A 20,914-nucleotide genomic window follows, 5' to 3' on the forward strand; every position below is an offset into this window, starting at 1 on the left:
TAACAGAAACTTAGAAGCACATTTATGAAAGATAAGAGGATATTGTACGTATCATCTGAAGTTATACCGTATTTACCCGAGACTGAGATCGCATCGATGTCTTTTGAAGTACCACAAATGGTAAACAGCAAAGGAGGGCAAATACGTATTTTTATGCCCCGATACGGCAATATTAATGAAAGACGTCACCAATTACACGAGGTGATTCGGCTTTCAGGAATGAACCTGGTCATAAATGATTTTGACATGCCGCTTATCATTAAAGTAGCCTCGATACCTAAAGAGCGTATTCAGGTATACTTTATAGATAATGAGGAGTATTTTAAGCGTAAGGCAACGTTTACAGATGAGGATGGAAATTTATTTCCTGACAATGATGAGCGTGCGATCTTTTTTGCCAAAGGCGTGGTAGAGACGGTTAAAAAACTCAACTGGGCACCAGATATCATTCACGTTCATGGCTGGCTGGCATCGTTGCTTCCGTTATACCTGAAGCAATATTATGCAAGTGAGCCCCTCTTCAAACAAAGCAAGATTGTGACTTCGGTTTACAATACGGGTTTTGATGACACGTTAAATGAGCAGCTTATAGACAAGATCGCTTTCGATGGGATCAACAAAGATGACATTGCAGAATTAGAGAAGCCTACTTACGAGAACATTATGAAAGTAGCTGTTAAAAATTCAGATGCTGCAATCATTGGTTCTGCAGATCTAAGCGAAGAGCTGACCAAGTATTTAAACGTAACAAAAATCCCGGTGCTTCCCTACAAGAAAAAAGAGGAGTTTGCCCAGGCTTATGAAGAATTCTACACGACTAAAGTGTTAGATTAAAAAACAAACGAATGAAATTGAATACCCTGCTGTCTAAAACATTAGGCTCTCTAATGTTTATTTTTATATTGGTTTCTTGTCAGGATGATTTTCAGGAAGTAGGCAATGGCCTTGTAAATGCCTCCAATTTTACCTCCGAAAGCTCAGAATTAGATGTAGTCGCCTATAACCGTCCATTTTTTATCGGAACCGGTGTTCAGACTAATGGTCTTTCTGCTGGTGCTCTTGGTTTTTATCAAGACACACTTTACGGAAACACAACAGCATCTTACCTGACTCAGGTAGGTTTAAGTGGTTACAACCCCAGCTTTGGAGCTGATCCTGTTATTGATACAGTTATTGTAGATATCACATATTTCAGCAGCTCTAGCATTACTGCTGAAAATGTCACGGAATATACTTTAGATTCGGTTTATGGTGATAATCCTATCAAACTGACGGCATACCGTTCCGGTTATTTTTTAAGTGAAACTGCACCGCCTGACTTTACAGAGAACGCTGTCTATTACTCTAATGATCTCCAGCAATTTTCAGGGATTGAAAGTGAAATGCTTTTTGAGGTAGCTGATTTCGTTCCTTCTGATGAGGCTGTAACAAATGTTGGTGCAAGTGCCACCGGTGTTGTAGATACCACTTTGGTAAGCCCACGACTGCGTTTGAAGCAAACAGATGAGGATACTAAAACTTTTTGGAAACAGGCAATTTTTGATCAGGAAGGTAGCGATGTGCTTTTCAATGCAAACAGCTTCAGAAATTACTTTAGAGGAATCTATTTAAAAGCGGAAGCTATAGACGGCAGCGGAACTTACTTCTTATTCGACCGTGCTAATTCAGGGATTACCATTAAATACACTTCCGGTGAAACCGATAATCGCCAGCAATCTTCCATCCGTTTGACTTTTGACGGTACATCGGTAATTGGTTATCAAAATGATTTTAAAGCAGAAATTGAAGCAGAAGTTGGCACAATTAATACAACCGAAGGCGATGACAACCTTTTATTAAAAGGAGGTCAGGGCAGTATGGCTGTGATCGAACTATTTGCAGGGCCTGATTCTGATGGCGACGGTATTTCAGATATTTTGGAGACCGAGCGTGCAAAAGAGCGTCTTGTACGTGAGGCCAATCTGGAGTTTTTTGTGAATGATGATTTTGTTCAGGCAACTGCAGGCGCAGCGGTTCAACTTGCACCGCGCATTTATATCTATAATCTCGAGACCAATCAGCCATTGGCAGATTTTAATGCAGATGCAGCGATTAGTGGTCAGGGTGTTGTTACGGCTGTTGGTACCTCACATTTAGGTCCCTTGAGGGAACTTGATAACGGAGACAGGAGTTATAAAATCCGAATAACAGAGCATGTTAAAGGATTATTGAATCCTGATAACGAAAACCCGGCGACCAAATTAGGAATCGTAGTAAGTCAAAATTTGATTTTTACGGGGACAGGTATGATTGAAAATACCACGAATGAAGACAGGCCAAACCGCTTACCTTTTACATCAATCATCTCTCAACAGGGTACAGTCTTATACGGTACGGGAGCTAATGTGCCCGAGGCGCAAAAAATCAAGCTTAGAATTTTTTCTGCTGAAGTTTCAAATCAATAGTTTATGTGTGGAATTGTAGGTTATATAGGTCACAGACAGGCATATCTCATAGTTCTCAAGGGTTTGCAAAGACTGGAATATAGAGGCTATGATAGTGCAGGTATTGCGATTTATGATGGAGAAGCTATTTCGCTTTGCAAAACTAAAGGCAAAGTTGAAGATTTAAGAAAAAAGGCAGAACAGGCCGGTATTACCGAAGGTACTTTGGGAATAGGTCACACGCGTTGGGCAACCCACGGTGTTCCTAATGACGTCAATTCACATCCGCATTATTCCAACTCCGGTGACCTGGTGATCATTCATAACGGGATCATTGAGAATTACGATGCGATCAAAAAAGAGCTTACCAAGCGTGGTTACACCTTTACCTCAGAAACCGATACTGAAGTATTGGTTAATCTTATTGAAGATGTTCAGCTTAAACAAAATGTAAAGCTGGGCAAGGCCGTACAAATCGCATTAAATGAAACGGTGGGCGCTTATGCCATTGCTGTTTTTGATAAGAAAAAGCCAAACGAAATTGTGGTCGCCCGTTTGGGTAGCCCGCTGGCGATAGGAATTGGTGAAGACGAATTTTTCATCGCTTCAGATGCTTCACCATTTATTGAATATACCCAGAATGCCCTTTATCTTGAAGACGGTGAGATGGCTATTGTGCGTCGTGGTCGGGAGGTGAAGGTCTTCAACATTCAGGATGATGCGTTGGTGAGTCAGCCCTACATTCAGGAATTAAAACTGAATTTAGAGCAAATTGAAAAAGGCGGTTACCCGCATTTTATGCTTAAGGAAATTTACGAGCAGCCTCAGGCGATACGTGATACGTTCCGTGGGCGTATGCGTGAGCACAAAGGCATTATCAAAATGGCCGGTGTTGACGATCATATCGATAAATTTTTAAATGCAAAACGTCTGGTTATTCTGGCTTGCGGTACTTCGTGGCACGCAGGTCTTGTAGCCGAATACATCATTGAAGAACTGGTACGCGTTCCGGTTGAGGTAGAATATGCTTCAGAGTTTAGATACCGTAATCCGGTAATTGATAAAGATGACGTGGTTATCGCGATTTCTCAAAGTGGAGAAACTGCAGATACCATGGCTGCTATGAAACTGGCAAAAGAAAACGGAGCTTTTGTTTTTGGAGTATGCAACGTGGTCGGTTCATCTATCTCTAGAGAAGCACACGCCGGGGCCTACACCCACGCGGGTCCTGAGATCGGAGTGGCTTCAACCAAAGCATTCACGACTCAGATAACTGTTTTAACCCTTTTAGGGCTGAAAATAGCCAAGGCCAAAGGCAAGATTTCTACTTCAGATTTTCATATGCACCTCGAAGAGCTGCGCCTGATTCCTGAAAAAGTAGAAGAAGCACTTAAGAATAACGAGCACGTTAAAAAGATTGCTGAGGTTTATAAAGATGCTTCCAATTGCCTGTACTTAGGCCGTGGATTTAATTTTCCGGTAGCATTAGAAGGAGCGCTTAAACTCAAAGAGATCTCCTACATCCACGCAGAAGGTTACCCCGCTGCCGAAATGAAGCACGGTCCTATCGCGCTTATTGACGAGCAGATGCCGGTAGTGGTTATTGCAACCCGTCGTGGCCATTACGATAAGATTGTAAGTAATATTCAGGAGATCAAAAGCCGAAAAGGTAAAATTATCGCGATTGTGACTAAAGGAGACGTTACGGTAAAGGAACTGGCAGATCATGTGATTGAAGTGCCGGAGGTGATGGACTCGATGTCACCGTTGCTTACTACAATACCATTGCAGTTACTGTCTTATCATATTGCAGTAATGCTGGGTAAAAATGTAGATCAGCCCCGTAATCTTGCCAAGAGCGTTACGGTAGAGTAAAAGGACTCATTTAGAATACAAAAGACCATCAGTGATGGTCTTTTTTTGTTTTAGTAAGTGGGTTTTTCCGGGTAACTTTTTTGGCTTATAAATTCACTGAAAGTCTTTTAGGTTTTTAAAGATTAAAAACTATCTTTGCACGACGAAAAAAAGCAGATTAATTTTTACGAATTTCATTTTTTTCGGCTACATATTTCGCTAAACATTAAATAGTTAAGAATGTCAAAAGTTACAGGTAAAGTTGCCCAAATTATAGGCCCTGTTGTAGATGTAGAGTTTGCAAACAATGCAGATCTGCCTAAAATTTATGATTCGCTTGAAATTACTAAAGCAGACGGAAGCCTTTTAGTTCTTGAAGTACAGTCTCACGTAGGTGAAAATACCGTAAGAACGATCGCAATGGATTCTGCCGATGGTTTGAGCAGAGGTACTGAGGTAGTTGCTACCGGAGCGCCAATTCAAATGCCTATTGGAGATGAAGTTTACGGGCGTCTATTTAATGTAATTGGTGATGCTATCGATGGTATAGGTGATCTTCCAAAGTCTGGAGCTAATGGTCTTCCTATTCACCGCGAGGCGCCAAAATTTGAAGATTTATCAACTTCTACTGAAGTTTTATTTACAGGTATCAAAGTAATCGACTTGATTGAGCCTTACGCAAAAGGGGGTAAAATTGGTCTTTTTGGTGGTGCCGGTGTAGGTAAAACGGTATTGATTCAGGAGTTGATTAACAATATCGCAAAAGGCCACGGTGGTCTTTCTGTATTCGCTGGTGTAGGTGAGCGTACTCGTGAGGGTAATGATTTACTTCGTGAGATGCTGGAGTCTGGTATTATCAAATATGGTAAAGACTTTATGCACTCCATGGAAGAAGGCGGATGGGATCTTTCTAAAGTAGATAAAGCTGCTATGAAAGAGTCTAAAGCGACTTTCGTATTCGGTCAGATGAACGAACCACCCGGAGCTCGTGCTCGTGTGGCGCTTTCCGGTCTTACCATTGCTGAGTATTTCCGTGATGGGGCAGGAGACGGTCAGGGTAAAGATGTTCTTTTCTTCGTAGATAATATTTTCCGTTTTACTCAGGCAGGTTCTGAGGTATCGGCTCTTTTAGGTCGTATGCCATCTGCGGTAGGTTATCAGCCTACTCTTGCAACCGAAATGGGTGCGATGCAGGAGCGTATTACCTCAACTAAAAAAGGTTCTATTACTTCGGTACAGGCAGTATATGTACCTGCAGATGACCTTACTGACCCGGCACCGGCTACAACCTTTGCCCACCTTGATGCGACAACCGTACTTTCTCGTAAGATTGCTGAGCTTGGTATTTATCCTGCGGTTGACCCGCTAGATTCTACTTCTCGAATCCTGACCAAAGAAATATTGGGTGCAGATCATTATAACTGTGCACAACGCGTAAAAGAGTTGTTACAGCGTTATAAAGAACTTCAGGATATTATCGCCATCCTTGGTATGGAAGAATTATCTGAAGAAGATAAGATGGCAGTAGGTCGCGCACGTCGTGTACAACGTTTCTTATCTCAGCCGTTCCACGTAGCAGAGCAGTTTACCGGTATTCCTGGAGTATTGGTTGATATCAAAGAAACCATCAAAGGCTTTAATATGATTATGGATGGTGAGCTTGATCACCTTCCTGAAGCAGCTTTCAACCTTAAAGGTACTATTGAAGAAGCTATCGAAGCCGGAGAGAAAATGCTTGCGGAAGCTTAAAACAAGTGCGCAGTTATCAGTCTCAGTATAAGGTACTGCAAACTGCAACTGCAAACTGTAAACTGTAAATAATATGCATTTAGAAATAGTAAGTCCGGAAGCAACTTTGTATAGTGGAGAGGCTACTTCAGTAACCGTTCCCGGTACTGACGGAGCATTTCAACTCCTCGACAATCACGCAGCTATCGTTTCACTTTTAGACGAAGGTGTAGTTAAGGTTAAAGGAGCCAAGCTTTCTGATAAGTCCAGAAAATACTTTTCTGCCGGAAAGGAAGCCGATGAAATCACTCTGGCGATTAAATCGGGCACTGTTGAAATGAAGGATAATAAAGTAATTGTTTTGGCTGATTAAGCTGAAATAATCATAAATTTAAAAGCGCCTAATTCTTCTGAATTAAGCGCTTTTTTTATTTTAGACCTTGTGGAAGCGAATGATGTAAAAATAATTAAGCAGTATGACAGGCATTTAATCATAAAGATCATTGCCGCTCTTTTCTTTACCCTCGGGTTTGTTCTGGTGTATTTTACAATTGTAATAAACTTTGAATTGGATGTCGATTGGACGAAAGATAAACAGGTAGCTAAATGGGGAAAGGGTATGTCAAGTTTTATATTTTTCAGCGTAATTGCTTTTGGATTAGGAATAAATCTTATGAAGCGAAAGCTGATCATTTTTGATCTGTCAAAAAAGCGATATAAAATTGAGTTTTATATAGGACCTTTTCACTGGGGCAGCTGGCATAGTTTTTCAGATTTAAAACGAATTGGAATATTTAAAAACACGAAAGATATTTTTGAGTTAAATATTTGGTTTACCAATAAACGTCACGTTCAATTTGAAAAATTTTTCGATTATGAAGAAGCCCTTGCAGAAGCACGTTATATCTCGGAAATTCTGGATCTTGAGATACTGGATGCTTCTGATCCCAGAAATCCGGTACTCTTAGAAACGAAGATGGAGTAATTAGTTTTCTTGATCAAACACCGCCACAGCTCTTACAGGGGATCCTGTGCCCCCTCTTATTTTTAAAGGAAGTGCAATAAACTGAAACCTTCCGCGATCAACCAATTTGTATAGGTTAATCATATTTTCATAATGCGTGAAGCCCAATTCGCCGCATATTTTATGAACTTCGGTATTAGAAATTTTTGGAACTCCCGGTGACATGGTTTCTACACCAAAGGCTGCAATCTTCAATTCACCAAGATATCGAGCTGCTTCAGCTGTAAGTCCAGGACCTTTGGGCCAGTTTTCGGTATTAAAATGTTTTCGGTAATGGTCTGTGTAAATGAGTACCGTATCGCCTGATTTTATACTCAAATTAGCCGTTTCACACGCCTGCTGGAGTTCTTCGGTAGTAATAAGTTCCTGCAATCCTTTATGCGAAAAATCCAGACAGATTGCTTCGGTGTAGAACATTGATAAAGGCATTTTATCTATAGACTCGCCAACATTTTTTCGATCCATATGGTTGAGTGCATCAACGTGCGTGCCGGTATGCTCACTCATTGTGATCTGATGCACGCTGGGTGTTTGAGTTGCAGGTTTCTCGTCGCCATCCCATTCTTCGTGAGTAGCATACACGTGCATAGAAACTGGTGACAGACTTTTGTACACTGGCATACCGCCATAAATTTCCTGACTGAGGTCTATTATTTCTTTGCCAACCACGCTTCGCGAAATTTTACAGCTTCCTTGTTAGCTTTTTCATCCAGACTAATAGAATAGGTAGGATCAGCGCTGAGCCTTACAGTAGTTTTCAATTCATTGCCGAAACGCAGGAAACTCACCTCAAGCATATCGTCAATATTCTTGCTGTCAAGCAACTGGTTAAAGGCTTCGTTTGAGGTCATTTCAATACCGTCAACGGCAGTGATCACATCGCCTTTATCGAGCTCCGCTTTATAAGCCGGACTGCCCTTAAAGGTGTTTCTTGCGATCTCGAGGCCATTAGAAGTTTCAGCGAATGTAGCGCCGAAATAGGGCTTCTCTGTAGCTCTAGAGAGTTTAAGCCCTGCGGAAGCAAGCAGCTTTTCATAATCGGGCATCTTGCTGTCGTAGATGTAGTTGCTGAAAAAGTTTTGGGCGAAAGCATTCCCGGCATAATCGGCCAGGGTATTCTCGATATCTTCAACCGTATAGGCTACTTCGGTTTTACCGAAACGCTTCCACATCAATTGCATAAAGTCATCCAGATTAAGACTCTTTTCGCGTAAGCTTAAATCCAGAGCCAGGCCTAAAACGCTTCCGTAAGAATAATAAGAGATAAACATATTCTCCCGGTTAACCGGATCTACTGAGGTTGCAGCATCCACAAACGGCGCCTGATTACTCATTTCAATAGGATTGAAGTATTGAAGCGCAGGCGAATTCCACACGTAATTAAAGGTGCCGTTAAGGCTTTTCACATAGTCTTCGGCACTGATGATTCCGGCGCGTTCCAAAATCAGATTGGTATAATAGCTGGTAAAACCTTCGGCAAACCAAAGACTGTTGCTCATATTGGCTTTATCAAAATGAAAAGGTTCTAAGTCTGCGGGGCGAATGCGCTCTACATTCCAGCTGTGGAAATATTCGTGTGAAACGGTACCGATATTTCCGGTCATACCGCCATTGGCTAAAGTCTCCGTGTCGGTTAGAATGGTGCTATTGCGATGCTCCATCCCGTCACCGGAAACATTCGGCATATAGCACGCGAGAAACGCATAGGTGCCGTAGTCGTAGTTAGGCAATTCGCCAAAAACCGCTTTTTCCTCTAAAACAATTTTCTGAACCTTTTCCCAGTACTCATCAAATTCAGCTTCAGTACCCGGGTCGTGCAATATAAATTTTACCGTTTGTCCGTCCACCTCAAATTCTCGCTCTTTAAAGTTGCTTATTTCGGTGGGGCTGTCCATAAAATAATACAGATTAGGCGCGTAAAACGTAGTGCCTTCCTCGTGTTTAAGCTGGGTGGCCACCTTCCAACCCAAGTCCTCGCGGGCGTTGAATGTGATTTTGATGGGGCGTTCCTGTAAGTCTTTGGCATACATAAAGGTTGCCGGCATATTCAGGTGGGCGTGGGTACCGTCTACCTGAGAATAGGTACCGCCGCCCCGGTTTGCAAACAACGTATATTCAACCTTGATGGTTCCGTCTGTATTGCTGATGATCCAGCTATAGGGATCGTCGCGTTTGACTTCAAGCAGCTCTCCGGCTCCGTTTGTGGCTTTTAGACCGTAAACGTTTTTTGCGAACTCGTGAATCGCATAGCGCCCCGGAGAAGACCGGCTCATCCTCACGCGCAGGGTGTTTGATTTGATATGCGGAAAAGTCACCTGTACCACAGCTTCGTGGTGCACGGCGTTGTCAAAAGAGATTTCGTAAAAATTGGTTTGAGCCTGAAGCGTAAGGCTTAAAAACAGGAAGGCAATCCAGAGTTTCATAAAAATATATTTGTGCTAAAAATACTCAAACAAATACAAATCGCTGCTGAAACCCGGCCTGTTTCTATTGCCCTTCTTCGAAGGAATTAGTGGAGGAAAAAGCCAAAATATCTCCCGGCTGACATTCTAATGCTTCACAAATCGCTTCCAGCGTTGAAAATCGTACGGCTTTGGCTTTACCTGATTTTAAAATCGAAAGGTTGGCTTCGGTGATGCCTACGATTTCTGCGAGCTCTTTGCTTTTCATCTTGCGGTCTGCCAATACCTGATCTAAATTGATGATGATGGGCATAGCTAGACGGTTAAATCGTTTTCTTCTTTAAGCTTTAAAGCTCTGGCAAAAGCATCGCTCAGCAGTAAGAACAATACGCCTACAATGAGTAAGAACAGGAGTAAACTAAAATTCGACGTTCCAAAAGTCACGCTGATTTTACCCTCGTAAGAAAATAGCGCATTCAGACCTATAAAAATCAGAGAACCCAGAGCGCAGGCCGTAAAGAAGGTTCCGGTTTTGTGGGTGCGTTTGACCACTTCCTGCGAAAACAGCTTATTTTTAAGTAACAAACCGGCAAACTTGCGCAGTTGATAAAGTCCGGCAAAAAACAACAGGAACAAGGCGAAGAATCCCATACTAAACAACAGGGCCTTGCCGCTAAACCCATTTTCGGCGTAGGGTATGTTTAGGTTAATTATCGTCTGTTCCGGGAACATCAACACATACAGGATGGTTCCCGGAAAGAATACCACAATCGGTACCATCAGGTAAAAAGCCAGATCAATAAGGCGCTTAAAGAAGGTGTTTAGATTCATAATTTTAATGATGGGTTACACCAATGACAACCTTATCTGCTATAAAAGCCATAATGGTTAAAATAGATACAACCGATACGGCTACAATAAGAATTACATTTTTAGTTTTCATAATTTAAATATTATCGTTTTACGATAACAAATATAAACTAATTATTGAAAAACAATAATTTTTTGTAAAAAGATCTAACAGACCTCACAGGTTTCAAAACATCCCCTCCAAACCTCCCCTTCAAAGCGGAGGCTGTAGACCTCACAGGTTTTTGAAACCTGTGAGGTCTATAAAGAGAGAGCTATCGAGCGCATTTTCTTCCCTCCTTTGGATGGGCCGGGGGAGGAATGTATCTTTGCCCGATGCTACCCAAAAAACTAGAAAATAAACTCAAGCTGCGAAGTGAAGCGAATGCTTTACGCAGTTTAAGCTCCCTTCCATTTGAGGGGTTGGGGGAGGCCATAGATTTTTCTTCAAACGATTATCTGGGTTTTGCTAAAAACAAAGCGATTTTCGCACGCACCGGCGAAATTCTTAAAGAACATAACCTGGAGTACAACGGGGCAACCGGGTCGCGTTTGCTTTCTGGGAATCATAAACTCTACGAACTTACCGAAGACTTCATTGCCCAAACGCATCAGGTTGAGGCGGCTTTGATTTTTAATTCAGGTTATGATGCCAATGTGGGTTTTTTCAGCAGTGTGCCCCAGCGGGGTGATGTGATTTTTTATGACGAATTCATTCACGCCAGCATCCGTGACGGTATTCAGATGAGTCACGCAAAAGCTTATAAATTCAGGCACAACGATCTGGCAGATTTGGAGTCAAAACTGTCACTTCGAGCGCAGTCGAGAAGTCGAGTGTGTCACACTGAGCCTGTCGAAGTGGAGCGGGTTCAGCATAACCCCGAAGCTATCTACATCGTCACCGAATCGGTTTTTTCTATGGATGGGGATAGTCCCGATCTTAATGCAATGGCAGCTTTAAGTGAAAAGTATAAGGCTTATTTTGTAGTTGATGAAGCTCACGCCCTCGGCGTGTTTGGAATGGGATTGGTTGATCATTTGGCACTCGGGCACCGAGTTGCGAGGCTGGTAACCTTTGGAAAAGCGATGGGTTGCCACGGGGCAGCGATTTTGGGCTCTGACGAGCTCAAGTCTTATCTGGTTAATTTTGCTCGCAGCTTAATTTACACCACAGGCCTTCCGCCACATTCGGTTGCGACTATTTTAGCAGCTTACCAACACGCGGCGTATGAGGCAGAAAAATCGAATTCCGCTTTAAAAAACCTGCGTAAAAACATCGAATACTTCCGGGAGGAGATCAAAAAGCAGCACCTTCAGGCCTATTTTATCACTAGTGATTCGGCTATTCAGTCGGCAATTATCGCAGGGAATAATCGGGTTAAGGCCATTTCGCGAAAGCTTAAAGAAGAAGGTTTTGATGTCAAGGCCATTCTTTCGCCCACGGTACCTTTAGGGCAAGAGCGCCTGCGTTTTTGCCTGCACAGCTACAATTCGCAAAGCGAAATACAAATCGTGCTTGAGCTTCTGGCAAATTTCCTTAAAAACTTACCTGCTGCCGATGCCGATTGAAGCCGTTGCATTGTACTTTTGCAACTATGAAATCGGAACTCAAAGTAATCGCGCAGTTTACCTATTCTACAGAAGCGCAAATCATCAAAGGCAGGTTGGAGGCAGACGGGATCGAAGCTTTTTTACAGGATGAGTACACCATTGATACCGACCCTTTGATCAGCAATGCGATAGGAGGTGTGAAACTGGCCGTCTGGACCGAAGATGTGATGCGGGCCAAAACCATTTTAGAAAGCGTTGCCGAATATTCTGTTGATGATGAAGGTAAAGCCCTGCATTGCCCGGAGTGCAACAGTACGCAGGTGAAGTATTACACCACGGTCAACAGTTTTAAGGCTTTCGCCTCGTTTTTGGTGACGTTGCTTGTTTCGGTTTTACCAATCTATACCAAGTATGAATACCGCTGTGAAAACTGTAAAAATCAATTCAATTTAAATGGCTAAACACACGTATTTTATCACCGGAATTTCTACCGAAGTAGGCAAAACAGTAGCCTCGGCCATCGTAACTGAAGCTTTGGAAGCTGATTACTGGAAACCCATTCAGGCTGGTGATCTGGAACATTCAGATACGCATAAGGTTAAAGATTTCGTTTCTAACACAAAGACGCAGTTTCACCCCAATGCCTTTAGTCTGAATACGCCTATGAGTCCGCACGCCGCGGCCGAAATCGACGGAGTGCACATCAAAGCCGCGGAAATCAAAAGGCCAAAAACCAAAAATCATCTGGTAATAGAAGGAGCAGGCGGTTTGTTGGTTCCCATAAACGATACAGAAACCATTCTCGATTTAATCGATGCCGAAGACCGCGTGATTGTGGTTTCGCGGCATTATTTGGGCAGTATTAACCATACCCTGCTCACGATCGATAAGCTGAAACAGGCCGGAAAAACAGTCTTTGGAATCCTTTTTAGCGGAGCAGAACACCCCACCACCGAGTCGGTCATCAAAAAGATGAGCGGCGTTCCGGTTCTGGGTCGCATTGATGAGGAGCCTTATTTTGACCGAATGGTGGTTAAAGAATATGCTGATTCTTTGAAAGACAGTTTGCAGTAGGCAATAGCAGTGTGCAGGCTTGTACAAATTTTTAAATTTTAAACTTTGAGTTTTGAATCTAACTAAACGCGACCAAAAACACATTTGGCACCCGCTTACCCAGCATAAATTGCACCCGGAAGCCAAGCCCATCGTTCGGGCAAAGGGCGCTTTATTGTACGATGAGGAGGGCAAGGATTATGTAGATGCGATTTCTTCCTGGTACACGGCGATGTACGGGCACTGCAATGATTTTATTATTGAGCGCGCGCATAAACAAATGCAGCAGCTCGACCAGATTATTTTTAGCGGATTTACGCACGAGCCGGCGGTTGAACTGTCTGAAAAACTGATGGCCATTTTACCTGCAAATCAGCAAAAGCTGATGTTTAACGACAACGGTTCTACAGCTACCGAGATCGGGATTAAAATGGCTTTGCAATACCATCACAACAAGGGGCAGAATCGCAAAACGCTTTTAGCCTTTGAAGAAGGTTTTCACGGCGATACACTGGGTGCGATGTCTGTAAGCGGACTCTCGGTTTATAACGGTCCGTTTGAGGAGTTTTTTATTGATGTAAAGCGCATTGCACTGCCTGACGGCGAAAACATTCCGCAAATTTTGAAAGCTATTGAAGGCTTTCATGAGGAAAGTCCGCTGGCGGGATTTATCTATGAGCCTTTGGTACAGGGCGCCGCCGGAATGAAAATGTATCAGGCTCGACATCTGGAGCCTATACTTGAAAAATGTAAAGAGCTTGGCATCATCACGATTGCCGATGAGGTGATGACCGGCTTTGGGAAAACCGGAAGCTTTTTTGCGTCAGATCATATCTCTACTAAACCTGATGTGATGTGTCTTTCCAAAGCGCTTACTGCCGGACTTGTTCCTATGGGAATCACTACCTGCACGCAGAAGATTTACGATGCGTTCTATGATGATGATTTGGGTAAAGGCTTGTTTCATGCGCATACCTATTCGGCAAATCCCATCGCCTGCGCGACTGCCATTGCGGGTATCGAATTGTTACAATCAGACGAAATACAGAAAAATATCAAGGCGATAACCGGTTGGCATCAGAAATTTGCCCGTGAACTAGAAGGGCATCCCAAAGTACGGGTTACGCGTCAGCAGGGTATTATTTTCGCTCTAGAATTAAATTTGGAAATGGAGCGGTATGGCAATCTGCGCTACCAGATTTATGAGTTCTGTATGGCCGAAGGGGTCTACTTAAGGCCATTGGGCGCGACCATTTATATATTGGCTCCCTATGTCACCACCCGAGAGCAAATGGATCGGGTTTATGCTGCGATTAGGAAGGTGTTGGATAACTTCTAAAAATCGTTGTTTTCAACAGAATCCTTTAAATCAATAAGCTCTCCGGTTTCATCAACCTGAATTTCAAAGATTTCATAAACCGTATTGTCATCTGAACCCCGGCTTTTGACGTGCAGCATGGCTTCGCCTTTCGGACCTTTAATAGGTAGGGTAACTTCACTTGTTTTAAGTCCGTTATTGATATTTACCGAAAAGCTGCCTATCCCATCTTCTTCAATAGGTTCGCCTAAAATCTCGATAACCTTAGGGTTTTGCTGTGCAAGTTGCAAAGCCTCTTCGCTACCGGAACTGGATTTTACAGAGCTAAAAAAACCAAAAATAGCGGTGCCTAAAAGTAGTATTCCCAGTACAATTATCGTAAAACAACCGCCAAGTGGGACTACCCATTTCCAGTTTTTAGACCACCAACTACGGGGTTCATTTTCAAGTTCGTTCATGACTTTTTGATTTTTAATTGGCGCCGCCAATGGGTTTCATATTCTGTGGCTTGCCTTGAAATTGAAAATTTGTTTTCAACGAACTCCTGGTCGCCTTACCCCCAGATCATCATTGATACTACTAAACTAATGGTTTTAATTGAAAAGTACTTTTTCAATGCGCTCCGATGTGTAAATACTATTTTTGCACTCTAAATTTTGTTGTGATGCAACCTATTGCAATTACCGGTAGCGCTTCTGTTTCCGCCTTTGGCGAAAACAATTCAGAGGTATTCAATCAAAAACATTCGTTGTCTTTTGATCAGGAGCTCCTTGACTGGGTGGGCCGCCTTCCGGAAAGCTTAAAAGCTAAAATCAAAGCCTTGCGTAACGAAAACCGGAATTTTCAGGCATTAGATGCCTCAGTTCTCTATGCAATTTACGTTTCGCGATTAGCAACGCGGCAAGCCGGATGGAAAAAAGGTGATGCTTTCGGGATCAATATCGGTTCGTCACGCGGTGCTACCCAACTTTTTGAGCAGTATTACGATGCTTTTGCTAAAACCGGCAAAGCCGAAACTTTAGCGTCGCCTTCTACAACTTTAGGCAATATTGCATCCTGGGTGGCGCAGGATTTACAAAACGACGGACCCGAAATTTCCCATTCCATTACCTGCTCAACCGCCTTACATGCGTTGCTTAATGGTGTCGCCTGGTTGCAGGCCGGGATGTGCGATAAATTTTTGGTGGGCGGTAGCGAGGCGGCCTTAACGCCTTTTACGATTGCACAGATGCAAGCGCTCAAAACCTACAGCCGTGCCAGAGAAGATGCTGATTTTCCGTGTCTGGCTTTTGATTTGGAAAAGACCGAAAATACTATGGTTTTAGGGGAAGGCGCGGCTTCTATTTGTATGGAAAAAGGGACCCGCGAAAATGCTCTGGCTTATATAACCGGCGTGGGTTATGCCACCGAAGCTTTACAACACGCGGTTTCGGTTTCTGCCGAAGCCACCTGCTTTCAAAAGTCCATGAGAATGGCGGTTGAAAGCGCGTTTGGGGGAGCTGAGAATGATGGGATTTCCGCCTTCGCGGAAATGCCTAAGAATATAGATGCGGTTGTGATGCACGCGCCGGGGACCATTCTGGGTGATCAATCGGAATATAAAGCGATTCAAAAACTATTTGGAGACAAGCTTCCGTTATTAACAACCAATAAATGGAAAATAGGGCATACTTTCGGTGCAAGCGGACTACTCAGTTTAGATACTGCAATTCAGATGCTTCAGACCCAAAAATGGGAGGAAGCGCCGTTTTTTTCGCCGCAGGCTAAACCCAAAGAATTGAAAAATATACTCGTAAATGCTGTAGGATTTGGTGGCAATGCCGTGAGTATTTTGGTAACGAGGGCCTAGTTTTTTAACTTTATAAACAACAGATTTAGTATTTTTGAGCCATCTCCTGCTGCCCGAAAAATTACCAGGACTTTTTAAGGCATTAAAGATTTAAAAACAGACCCATGAAACACGATTGGACCCGCGAGGAAATCCTCGATATCTACAACAAACCTTTGATGGAGCTGCTTTATGAAGCGGCAACGGTACACCGTCAACATCACGACCCCAATACCGTTCAGGTTTCTACCCTGCTTTCTATAAAAACAGGGGGCTGTCCCGAAGATTGTGGGTATTGCCCGCAGGCTGCCCGTTACCACACGAATATTGAAGGCAATGATTTGATGGGTGTGCAGCAGGTAAAAGCTCAGGCTTTACGCGCAAAAGCTGCCGGCAGTTCACGCGTATGTATGGGTGCGGCCTGGCGAAATGTAAAAGATGGGGAAGAATTTGATCAGGTTTTAGAAATGGTGCGTACCATAAACAAGCTCGATATGGAAGTGTGCTGTACGCTGGGTATGATTACCGAAAATCAGGCGCAGCGTCTTGCTGAGGCCGGTTTGTATGCCTACAACCACAACCTCGATACTTCTGAAGATTACTATAAAGATGTGATTTCTACCCGTGCGTTTCAGGATCGTCTGGACACGATAGGCAATGTGCGTAAGACCAACGTTACCGTGTGTAGCGGGGGGATTATTGGTATGGGCGAAAAGGTTGAAGATCGCGCAGGTATGCTCGTGGCTTTGGCGACTTTAGATCCTCAGCCCGAAAGCGTGCCCATTAATGCTCTGGTTGCGGTTGAAGGTACACCTATGGAAGATATTGAACCCATTTCAATCTGGGAGATGGTGCGTATGGTGGCTACCACGCGTATTGTAATGCCACAGACTCAGGTACGACTAAGTGCCGGTCGTACACAAATGAGCAGAGAAGGGCAGGCGATGTGTTTCTTTGCCGGGGCAAATTCCATTTTTGCAGGGGATAAATTGTTAACCACACCTAACCCCGATGTGAACGAGGATATGGAAATGTTTAAACTGCTGGGGCTTAACCCGCAGGCTCCTTTTGTAAAGAAAGCACAGCCTGAAACCGTAGAAGCGGTAGATTCTAAGCACTTGCCAAAAGGCGAAAAACCAAAATGGTCAAGACCTGGGCATACCATTCCACGAAATGAAGAGGCTAAGGCAAAAGCCAAGGCTTAATTTAATTTATTTGAATACTTGAAGCTTAAACAGATACATAGGGTAAAAACCATCACTAAAAAGGAGTTTGTACGGGATTACGTCAGGCCTCAAAAACCGGTGGTTATCGAGAATCTTATTGAAGATTGGCCGGCCTATGATAAATGGCATCTGGATTATATTAAAGAGGTTGCCGGCGACCGCGAAGTGCCTTTGTATGATGACAGACCGGTGACTCACGAAGACGGTTTTAACCAGGCGCACGCCAAAATGAAAATGGCAGATTATATTGATTTGCTTAAGCGCGAGCCTACCAATTACCGCATCTTTCTGTATAATATTATGAAGGAAGTGCCTTCGTTAAAGAAGGATTTTAAGTTTCCGAAAATAGGTTTGCGTTTGTTGAAGCAAATCCCGATGGTGTTCTTTGGGGGTGAAAACTCTAAAGTGTTTATGCACCATGACATCGACTGGGCCAATATTTTGCATTTTCATTTCCACGGAAAAAAGCAGTGCATCCTTTTTGCTCCAGACCAGACCGAAAATCTCTATAAAGTACCGCATTCGCTTATTACCCGCGAGGATATTGACTTTGATCATCCCGATTACGAGAAATTCCCAATACTGAAAAAAGCCGAAGGTTTTATCTGCGAACTCAACCACGGCGAGACGCTTTATATGCCCGAAGGGTATTGGCATTATATGAAGTATGTAACGCCTGGTTTTAGTATGAGCCTGCGTGCATTGCCGCGCAAGCCTAAACACCTCTTACAGGCGGTGTATAACGTTTTTGTGATGCGTCATTTTGATAACCTGATGCGTCGCCGTAAAGGTCAGGCGTGGATTGACGAGAAAAATGAGCGTGCCATTGCAGAGACCCATAAAAAACATGGATTAACGGCTTAAGGAATCAACTCTTTCGCTTTTTCATAAATCCAGTCTCCGGGCCAGCCTCTGTAAGCCATATAATCGGCTAGTTTTTTGCGCTTTTTGTATTTGTCTGTTTCGCCGGTGAGTTGGTCAAAACGTTTCTGAGCGAGTTCGTCAAAGGTGTTGAGGTATTCACTTTCCGGGATTTCGGTAAAGGCTTTTTTGATGAGGTAATCGCCTATTTCGCGTTGTTTCAGTTCTTGCTTAATTCGGTTTTTGCCCCATTTTTTATGACGAAATTTTCCCCGTGCAAAACTACGTGCAAAGCGCTCTTCATCCAGAAACTTGTGCTGTAGTAAGTGATAGAGTACGGCATCAACCGCTTCCGGCATCATACGCATTTCTACCAGTTTATCGCGCACTTCTTTGTGACAACGATCCTGATAGGCGCAGTACTTTTCCAGCTTTCGCTTGGCTTCTTCTACAGTATAGGTTTTTACGGAGTGTTGATTCAAAATTCAAGGGTCAAAATTCAAATTTACTGTCTTTTTAATCCACTATAGACTTATCTAATTGAAAGCTTGTAAATTTTCTCCCTTTGGGAGAAATGCCCGTCAGGGCAATGAGGGAACAATAAAAAACCCCCACCGTTTTCACGATGGGGGTTGTTTCAGTTTATCTAATTTCTTTCCCGTCTTTGTCAGTAAAGCGGTACTCGAGATACGTGTAAGCATCTCTGGGCATTATTTTAACCCATTTTTTGTGTTCTATAAACCATTTAGAACGTGCTGAAGGGAAGCCTTTTGTCAGGAAGGCCGCTATAAAGGGATGCGTGTGTAACGTGATCTTTTTATAGTCTTTTTTGAATAGTTTGATCAAATCTGCCTGTATGCGATTGACAACACTTATGGGAGCCTCAATCTCACCATCGCCATTAGGATCTTTCTCTCGGGTTTTGATATTCATCTCAGGGCGCACACGCTGGCGTGTGATCTGGATGAGACCAAATTTACTTGGAGGTAAGATTTTATGTTTGGCGCGGTCGTCGCTCATCTCATCACGCAGGTGATTGAAGAGCTTCTTACGATTTTCGGCTTTACCCATATCGATAAAGTCTATCACAATGATACCACCCATATCCCGCAGACGCAATTGTCTGGCGATCTCGGTGGCAGCGATTAAATTGACCTCGAGGGCCGTTTCTTCCTGGCTTTTGGCCTTGTTAGACCTGTTACCACTGTTTACATCGATGACGTGTAGTGCTTCGGTGTGTTCAATCACTAGATAAGCACCGCGGCTCATCGAAACAGTCTTGCCAAATGAAGTCTTTATTTGACGCTCAATCCCATGTTTTTCATAGATGGGAACCGAATTTTGATAGAGTTTTACGATATTTTCTTTATTAGGTGCAATCTCTTGCAGGTATTCTTTGATTTGGTAATACAATGTCTCATCGTCCACACAAATATTGGTGTACGAGTCATTAAACAGGTCTCTTAACATAGAAGAGGCGCGGTTCATCTCGCCCAGTACTTTGCTGGGTAAATGAGCATTGTGTAATTTTTTACACATGGCGGTCCAACGGTCCACCAGGTTTTGTAGATCTTTGTCTAGTTCTGCAACCAGTTTTCCTTCAGCTACAGTGCGTACGATTACCCCAAAACCTTTGGGACGTATGCTCTGCATAAGGCGTTTAAGCCTTGCTTTTTCTTCGCGCGACTCGATTTTTTGTGAGATCGAGATTCGGTCTGAAAAAGGAACAAGAACCACATATCTTCCGGCAATAGAAAGCTCACTGCTTATTCTGGGGCCTTTGGTAGAAATAGGTTCTTTTACTACTTGCACAAGGATAGATTGATTGGATTTTAAAGCATCTGCTATCTTTCCGTTTTTATCAATATCCTTTTCTGCAGGAAATTTTTTTAAGGAGTAATCCTTGAGTTTACCTGTGCTTACACGTTTTACAAATTTCAAAAGGGTAGGAAGTTGTGGCCCGAGATCGTGATAGTGTAAAAAACCATCTTTCTCATAACCTACGTTGACAAACGCAGCGTTAAGACCTGAAACCGTCTTGCGTATTTTGGCAATAAAAATATCACCTACACTAAACTGGTTATCTTCTTCATCCTTATGTAATTCTATTAGTTTACCATCTTTTAAAAGGGCAAAATCAACTGAAGTGGAACTGGATCGAATTATTAATTCATTATTCACGCTTCATTAAATTATATCCGCCCCGTAGGTACGGGACAAAAGATTAAACATTATTATTTTTCACAGGATTTTGTGTACCGGCAGGAGTTTATGGCTGACGCAGAATTGCTCAGCTCAATTATAATCTCCAGATGTCAATGAACGTATGCTATACCCTCAAGGGGTATATTAAAAGAAAAAGTAGTGCTAGACTACTTTTTCTTCTTGTGACGGTTAGCGCGACGACGTTTTTTACGTTTGTGCGTTGCTACCTTGTGTCTTTTTCTTTTCTTACCACTTGGCATAAGAGCTCAGTTTAAAATTAATAGTTAGTTTTCGTCTACAGATACATTAGACTTAACACCTTCTACAAAAACCTTAGCAGGCTTAAATGCAGGAATATTATGTGCAGGTATCTTAATTGTAGTGTTCTTTGAGATGTTGCGACCGGTTTTCTCAGCGCGAGTTTTAATAATAAAACTACCAAAACCTCTCAGATATACATTATCACCACCTTCAAGCGAGTTCTTAACTTCATCCATAAAAGTCTCTACAGTAGCCTGTACATCATTTTTCTCAATTCCTAATTTCTCAGAAATTTTCGCAACAATATCTGCTTTTGTCATTACGTATTATT

21 protein-coding genes are annotated in these 20,914 nt (G+C 42.9%); 13 read left to right on the forward strand and 8 right to left on the reverse strand.

The window, feature by feature from the left end; translation table 11 throughout:
• Positions 1-24 precede the first annotated feature (24 nt).
• The 6 genes from CJ305_RS07135 (at position 25) to CJ305_RS07160 (ending at position 6,990) form a co-directional block, all read left to right on the forward strand.
• Positions 25-834, forward strand: coding sequence for a glycogen/starch synthase (locus CJ305_RS07135; protein ID WP_099645577.1), 810 nt, complete (start codon positions 25-27; stop codon positions 832-834).
• Between the two features lie 11 nt (positions 835-845).
• Positions 846-2,444 (forward strand): DUF4270 domain-containing protein, encoded by a 1,599-nt coding sequence (locus CJ305_RS07140; RefSeq protein WP_099645578.1) that lies wholly within the window; start codon positions 846-848, stop codon positions 2,442-2,444.
• A 3-nt stretch (positions 2,445-2,447) separates the two neighbouring features.
• Positions 2,448-4,298, forward strand: a complete 1,851-nt coding sequence (gene glmS, locus CJ305_RS07145) for a glutamine--fructose-6-phosphate transaminase (isomerizing) (RefSeq protein WP_099645579.1) — start codon at positions 2,448-2,450, stop codon at positions 4,296-4,298.
• A 219-nt stretch (positions 4,299-4,517) separates the two neighbouring features.
• Positions 4,518-6,026 carry a F0F1 ATP synthase subunit beta gene (atpD, locus tag CJ305_RS07150; protein WP_099645580.1) on the forward strand — a complete coding sequence of 503 codons (1,509 nt, stop codon included), beginning with the start codon at positions 4,518-4,520 and terminating at the stop codon, positions 6,024-6,026.
• A gap of 73 nt (positions 6,027-6,099) precedes the next feature.
• Positions 6,100-6,378, forward strand: coding sequence for a F0F1 ATP synthase subunit delta/epsilon (locus CJ305_RS07155; RefSeq protein ID WP_099645581.1), 279 nt, complete (start codon positions 6,100-6,102; stop codon positions 6,376-6,378).
• Positions 6,379-6,447: 69 nt separating this feature from the next.
• Positions 6,448-6,990, forward strand: a complete 543-nt coding sequence (locus CJ305_RS07160) for a hypothetical protein (protein WP_099645582.1) — start codon at positions 6,448-6,450, stop codon at positions 6,988-6,990.
• Here CJ305_RS07160 and CJ305_RS07165 read toward each other — a convergent pair whose 3' ends face one another.
• From CJ305_RS07165 to CJ305_RS07180, 4 genes are all read right to left on the reverse strand, one after another.
• Positions 6,991-7,698 (reverse strand): cyclase family protein, encoded by a 708-nt coding sequence (locus CJ305_RS07165; protein WP_223248822.1) that lies wholly within the window; start codon positions 7,696-7,698, stop codon positions 6,991-6,993.
• On the reverse strand, positions 7,680-9,452 hold the full coding sequence (locus CJ305_RS07170) for a M61 family metallopeptidase (protein ID WP_099645583.1): 1,773 nt from the start codon (positions 9,450-9,452) through the stop codon (positions 7,680-7,682). The genes CJ305_RS07165 and CJ305_RS07170 overlap by 19 nt, the downstream gene beginning before the upstream one ends.
• Positions 9,453-9,516: 64 nt before the next feature.
• The gene (locus CJ305_RS07175) at positions 9,517-9,744 is read right to left on the reverse strand and encodes a helix-turn-helix domain-containing protein (RefSeq protein ID WP_099645584.1); all 228 of its coding nucleotides are present in this window, start codon (positions 9,742-9,744) and stop codon (positions 9,517-9,519) included.
• Positions 9,745-9,746: 2 nt separating this feature from the next.
• Positions 9,747-10,262 carry a DUF2975 domain-containing protein gene (locus tag CJ305_RS07180; protein WP_099645585.1) on the reverse strand — a complete coding sequence of 172 codons (516 nt, stop codon included), beginning with the start codon at positions 10,260-10,262 and terminating at the stop codon, positions 9,747-9,749.
• Positions 10,263-10,616: 354 nt separating this feature from the next.
• On the opposite strand from CJ305_RS07180, the gene CJ305_RS07185 reads away from it, so the two are divergent.
• From CJ305_RS07185 to bioA, 4 genes are read left to right on the forward strand one after another with little or no spacing between them, the layout of a single operon-like run.
• On the forward strand, positions 10,617-11,849 hold the full coding sequence (locus CJ305_RS07185) for an aminotransferase class I/II-fold pyridoxal phosphate-dependent enzyme (protein ID WP_099645586.1): 1,233 nt from the start codon (positions 10,617-10,619) through the stop codon (positions 11,847-11,849).
• A gap of 26 nt (positions 11,850-11,875) precedes the next feature.
• On the forward strand, positions 11,876-12,292 hold the full coding sequence (locus tag CJ305_RS07190) for a putative signal transducing protein (protein ID WP_099645892.1): 417 nt from the start codon (positions 11,876-11,878) through the stop codon (positions 12,290-12,292).
• The gene (gene bioD / locus CJ305_RS07195) at positions 12,285-12,905 is read left to right on the forward strand and encodes a dethiobiotin synthase (RefSeq protein WP_099645587.1); all 621 of its coding nucleotides are present in this window, start codon (positions 12,285-12,287) and stop codon (positions 12,903-12,905) included. Before CJ305_RS07190 ends, bioD begins: the two co-directional genes overlap by 8 nt.
• 52 nt (positions 12,906-12,957) lie before the next feature.
• Entirely contained in the window at positions 12,958-14,223 is a 1,266-nt protein-coding gene (gene bioA / locus CJ305_RS07200) for an adenosylmethionine--8-amino-7-oxononanoate transaminase (protein ID WP_099645588.1), read from the forward strand.
• Here bioA and CJ305_RS07205 read toward each other — a convergent pair.
• Positions 14,220-14,660 (reverse strand): cytochrome c oxidase assembly factor Coa1 family protein, encoded by a 441-nt coding sequence (locus tag CJ305_RS07205; RefSeq protein WP_099645589.1) that lies wholly within the window; start codon positions 14,658-14,660, stop codon positions 14,220-14,222. The two genes, bioA and CJ305_RS07205, sit on opposite strands and share 4 nt — an antisense overlap.
• A gap of 206 nt (positions 14,661-14,866) precedes the next feature.
• Between CJ305_RS07205 and CJ305_RS07210 the strand changes: the two genes are divergently transcribed.
• The 3 genes from CJ305_RS07210 (at position 14,867) to CJ305_RS07220 (ending at position 18,120) form a co-directional block, all read left to right on the forward strand.
• Positions 14,867-16,051 carry a beta-ketoacyl synthase N-terminal-like domain-containing protein gene (locus CJ305_RS07210; protein ID WP_223248823.1) on the forward strand — a complete coding sequence of 395 codons (1,185 nt, stop codon included), beginning with the start codon at positions 14,867-14,869 and terminating at the stop codon, positions 16,049-16,051.
• A gap of 104 nt (positions 16,052-16,155) precedes the next feature.
• Positions 16,156-17,235 carry a biotin synthase BioB gene (gene bioB, locus CJ305_RS07215; RefSeq protein WP_099645591.1) on the forward strand — a complete coding sequence of 360 codons (1,080 nt, stop codon included), beginning with the start codon at positions 16,156-16,158 and terminating at the stop codon, positions 17,233-17,235.
• Between the two features lie 18 nt (positions 17,236-17,253).
• The gene (locus CJ305_RS07220) at positions 17,254-18,120 is read left to right on the forward strand and encodes a cupin-like domain-containing protein (protein ID WP_099645592.1); all 867 of its coding nucleotides are present in this window, start codon (positions 17,254-17,256) and stop codon (positions 18,118-18,120) included.
• Here the strand turns inward: CJ305_RS07220 and CJ305_RS07225 are convergent.
• From CJ305_RS07225 to CJ305_RS07235, 3 genes are all read right to left on the reverse strand, one after another.
• A complete protein-coding gene (locus CJ305_RS07225) occupies positions 18,117-18,599 on the reverse strand; it encodes a regulatory protein RecX (RefSeq protein ID WP_099645593.1) in 483 nt (160 codons plus the stop codon). The genes CJ305_RS07220 and CJ305_RS07225 overlap by 4 nt on opposite strands.
• Positions 18,600-18,759: 160 nt before the next feature.
• A complete protein-coding gene (locus tag CJ305_RS07230) occupies positions 18,760-20,298 on the reverse strand; it encodes an Rne/Rng family ribonuclease (RefSeq protein ID WP_099645594.1) in 1,539 nt (512 codons plus the stop codon).
• Between the two features lie 308 nt (positions 20,299-20,606).
• Positions 20,607-20,903, reverse strand: a complete 297-nt coding sequence (locus CJ305_RS07235; protein WP_099645595.1) for an HU family DNA-binding protein — start codon at positions 20,901-20,903, stop codon at positions 20,607-20,609.
• Positions 20,904-20,914: the final 11 nt, after the last annotated feature.

It is taken from the genome of Leeuwenhoekiella nanhaiensis (assembly GCF_002744755.1).
Classification (GTDB): domain Bacteria; phylum Bacteroidota; class Bacteroidia; order Flavobacteriales; family Flavobacteriaceae; genus Leeuwenhoekiella; species Leeuwenhoekiella nanhaiensis.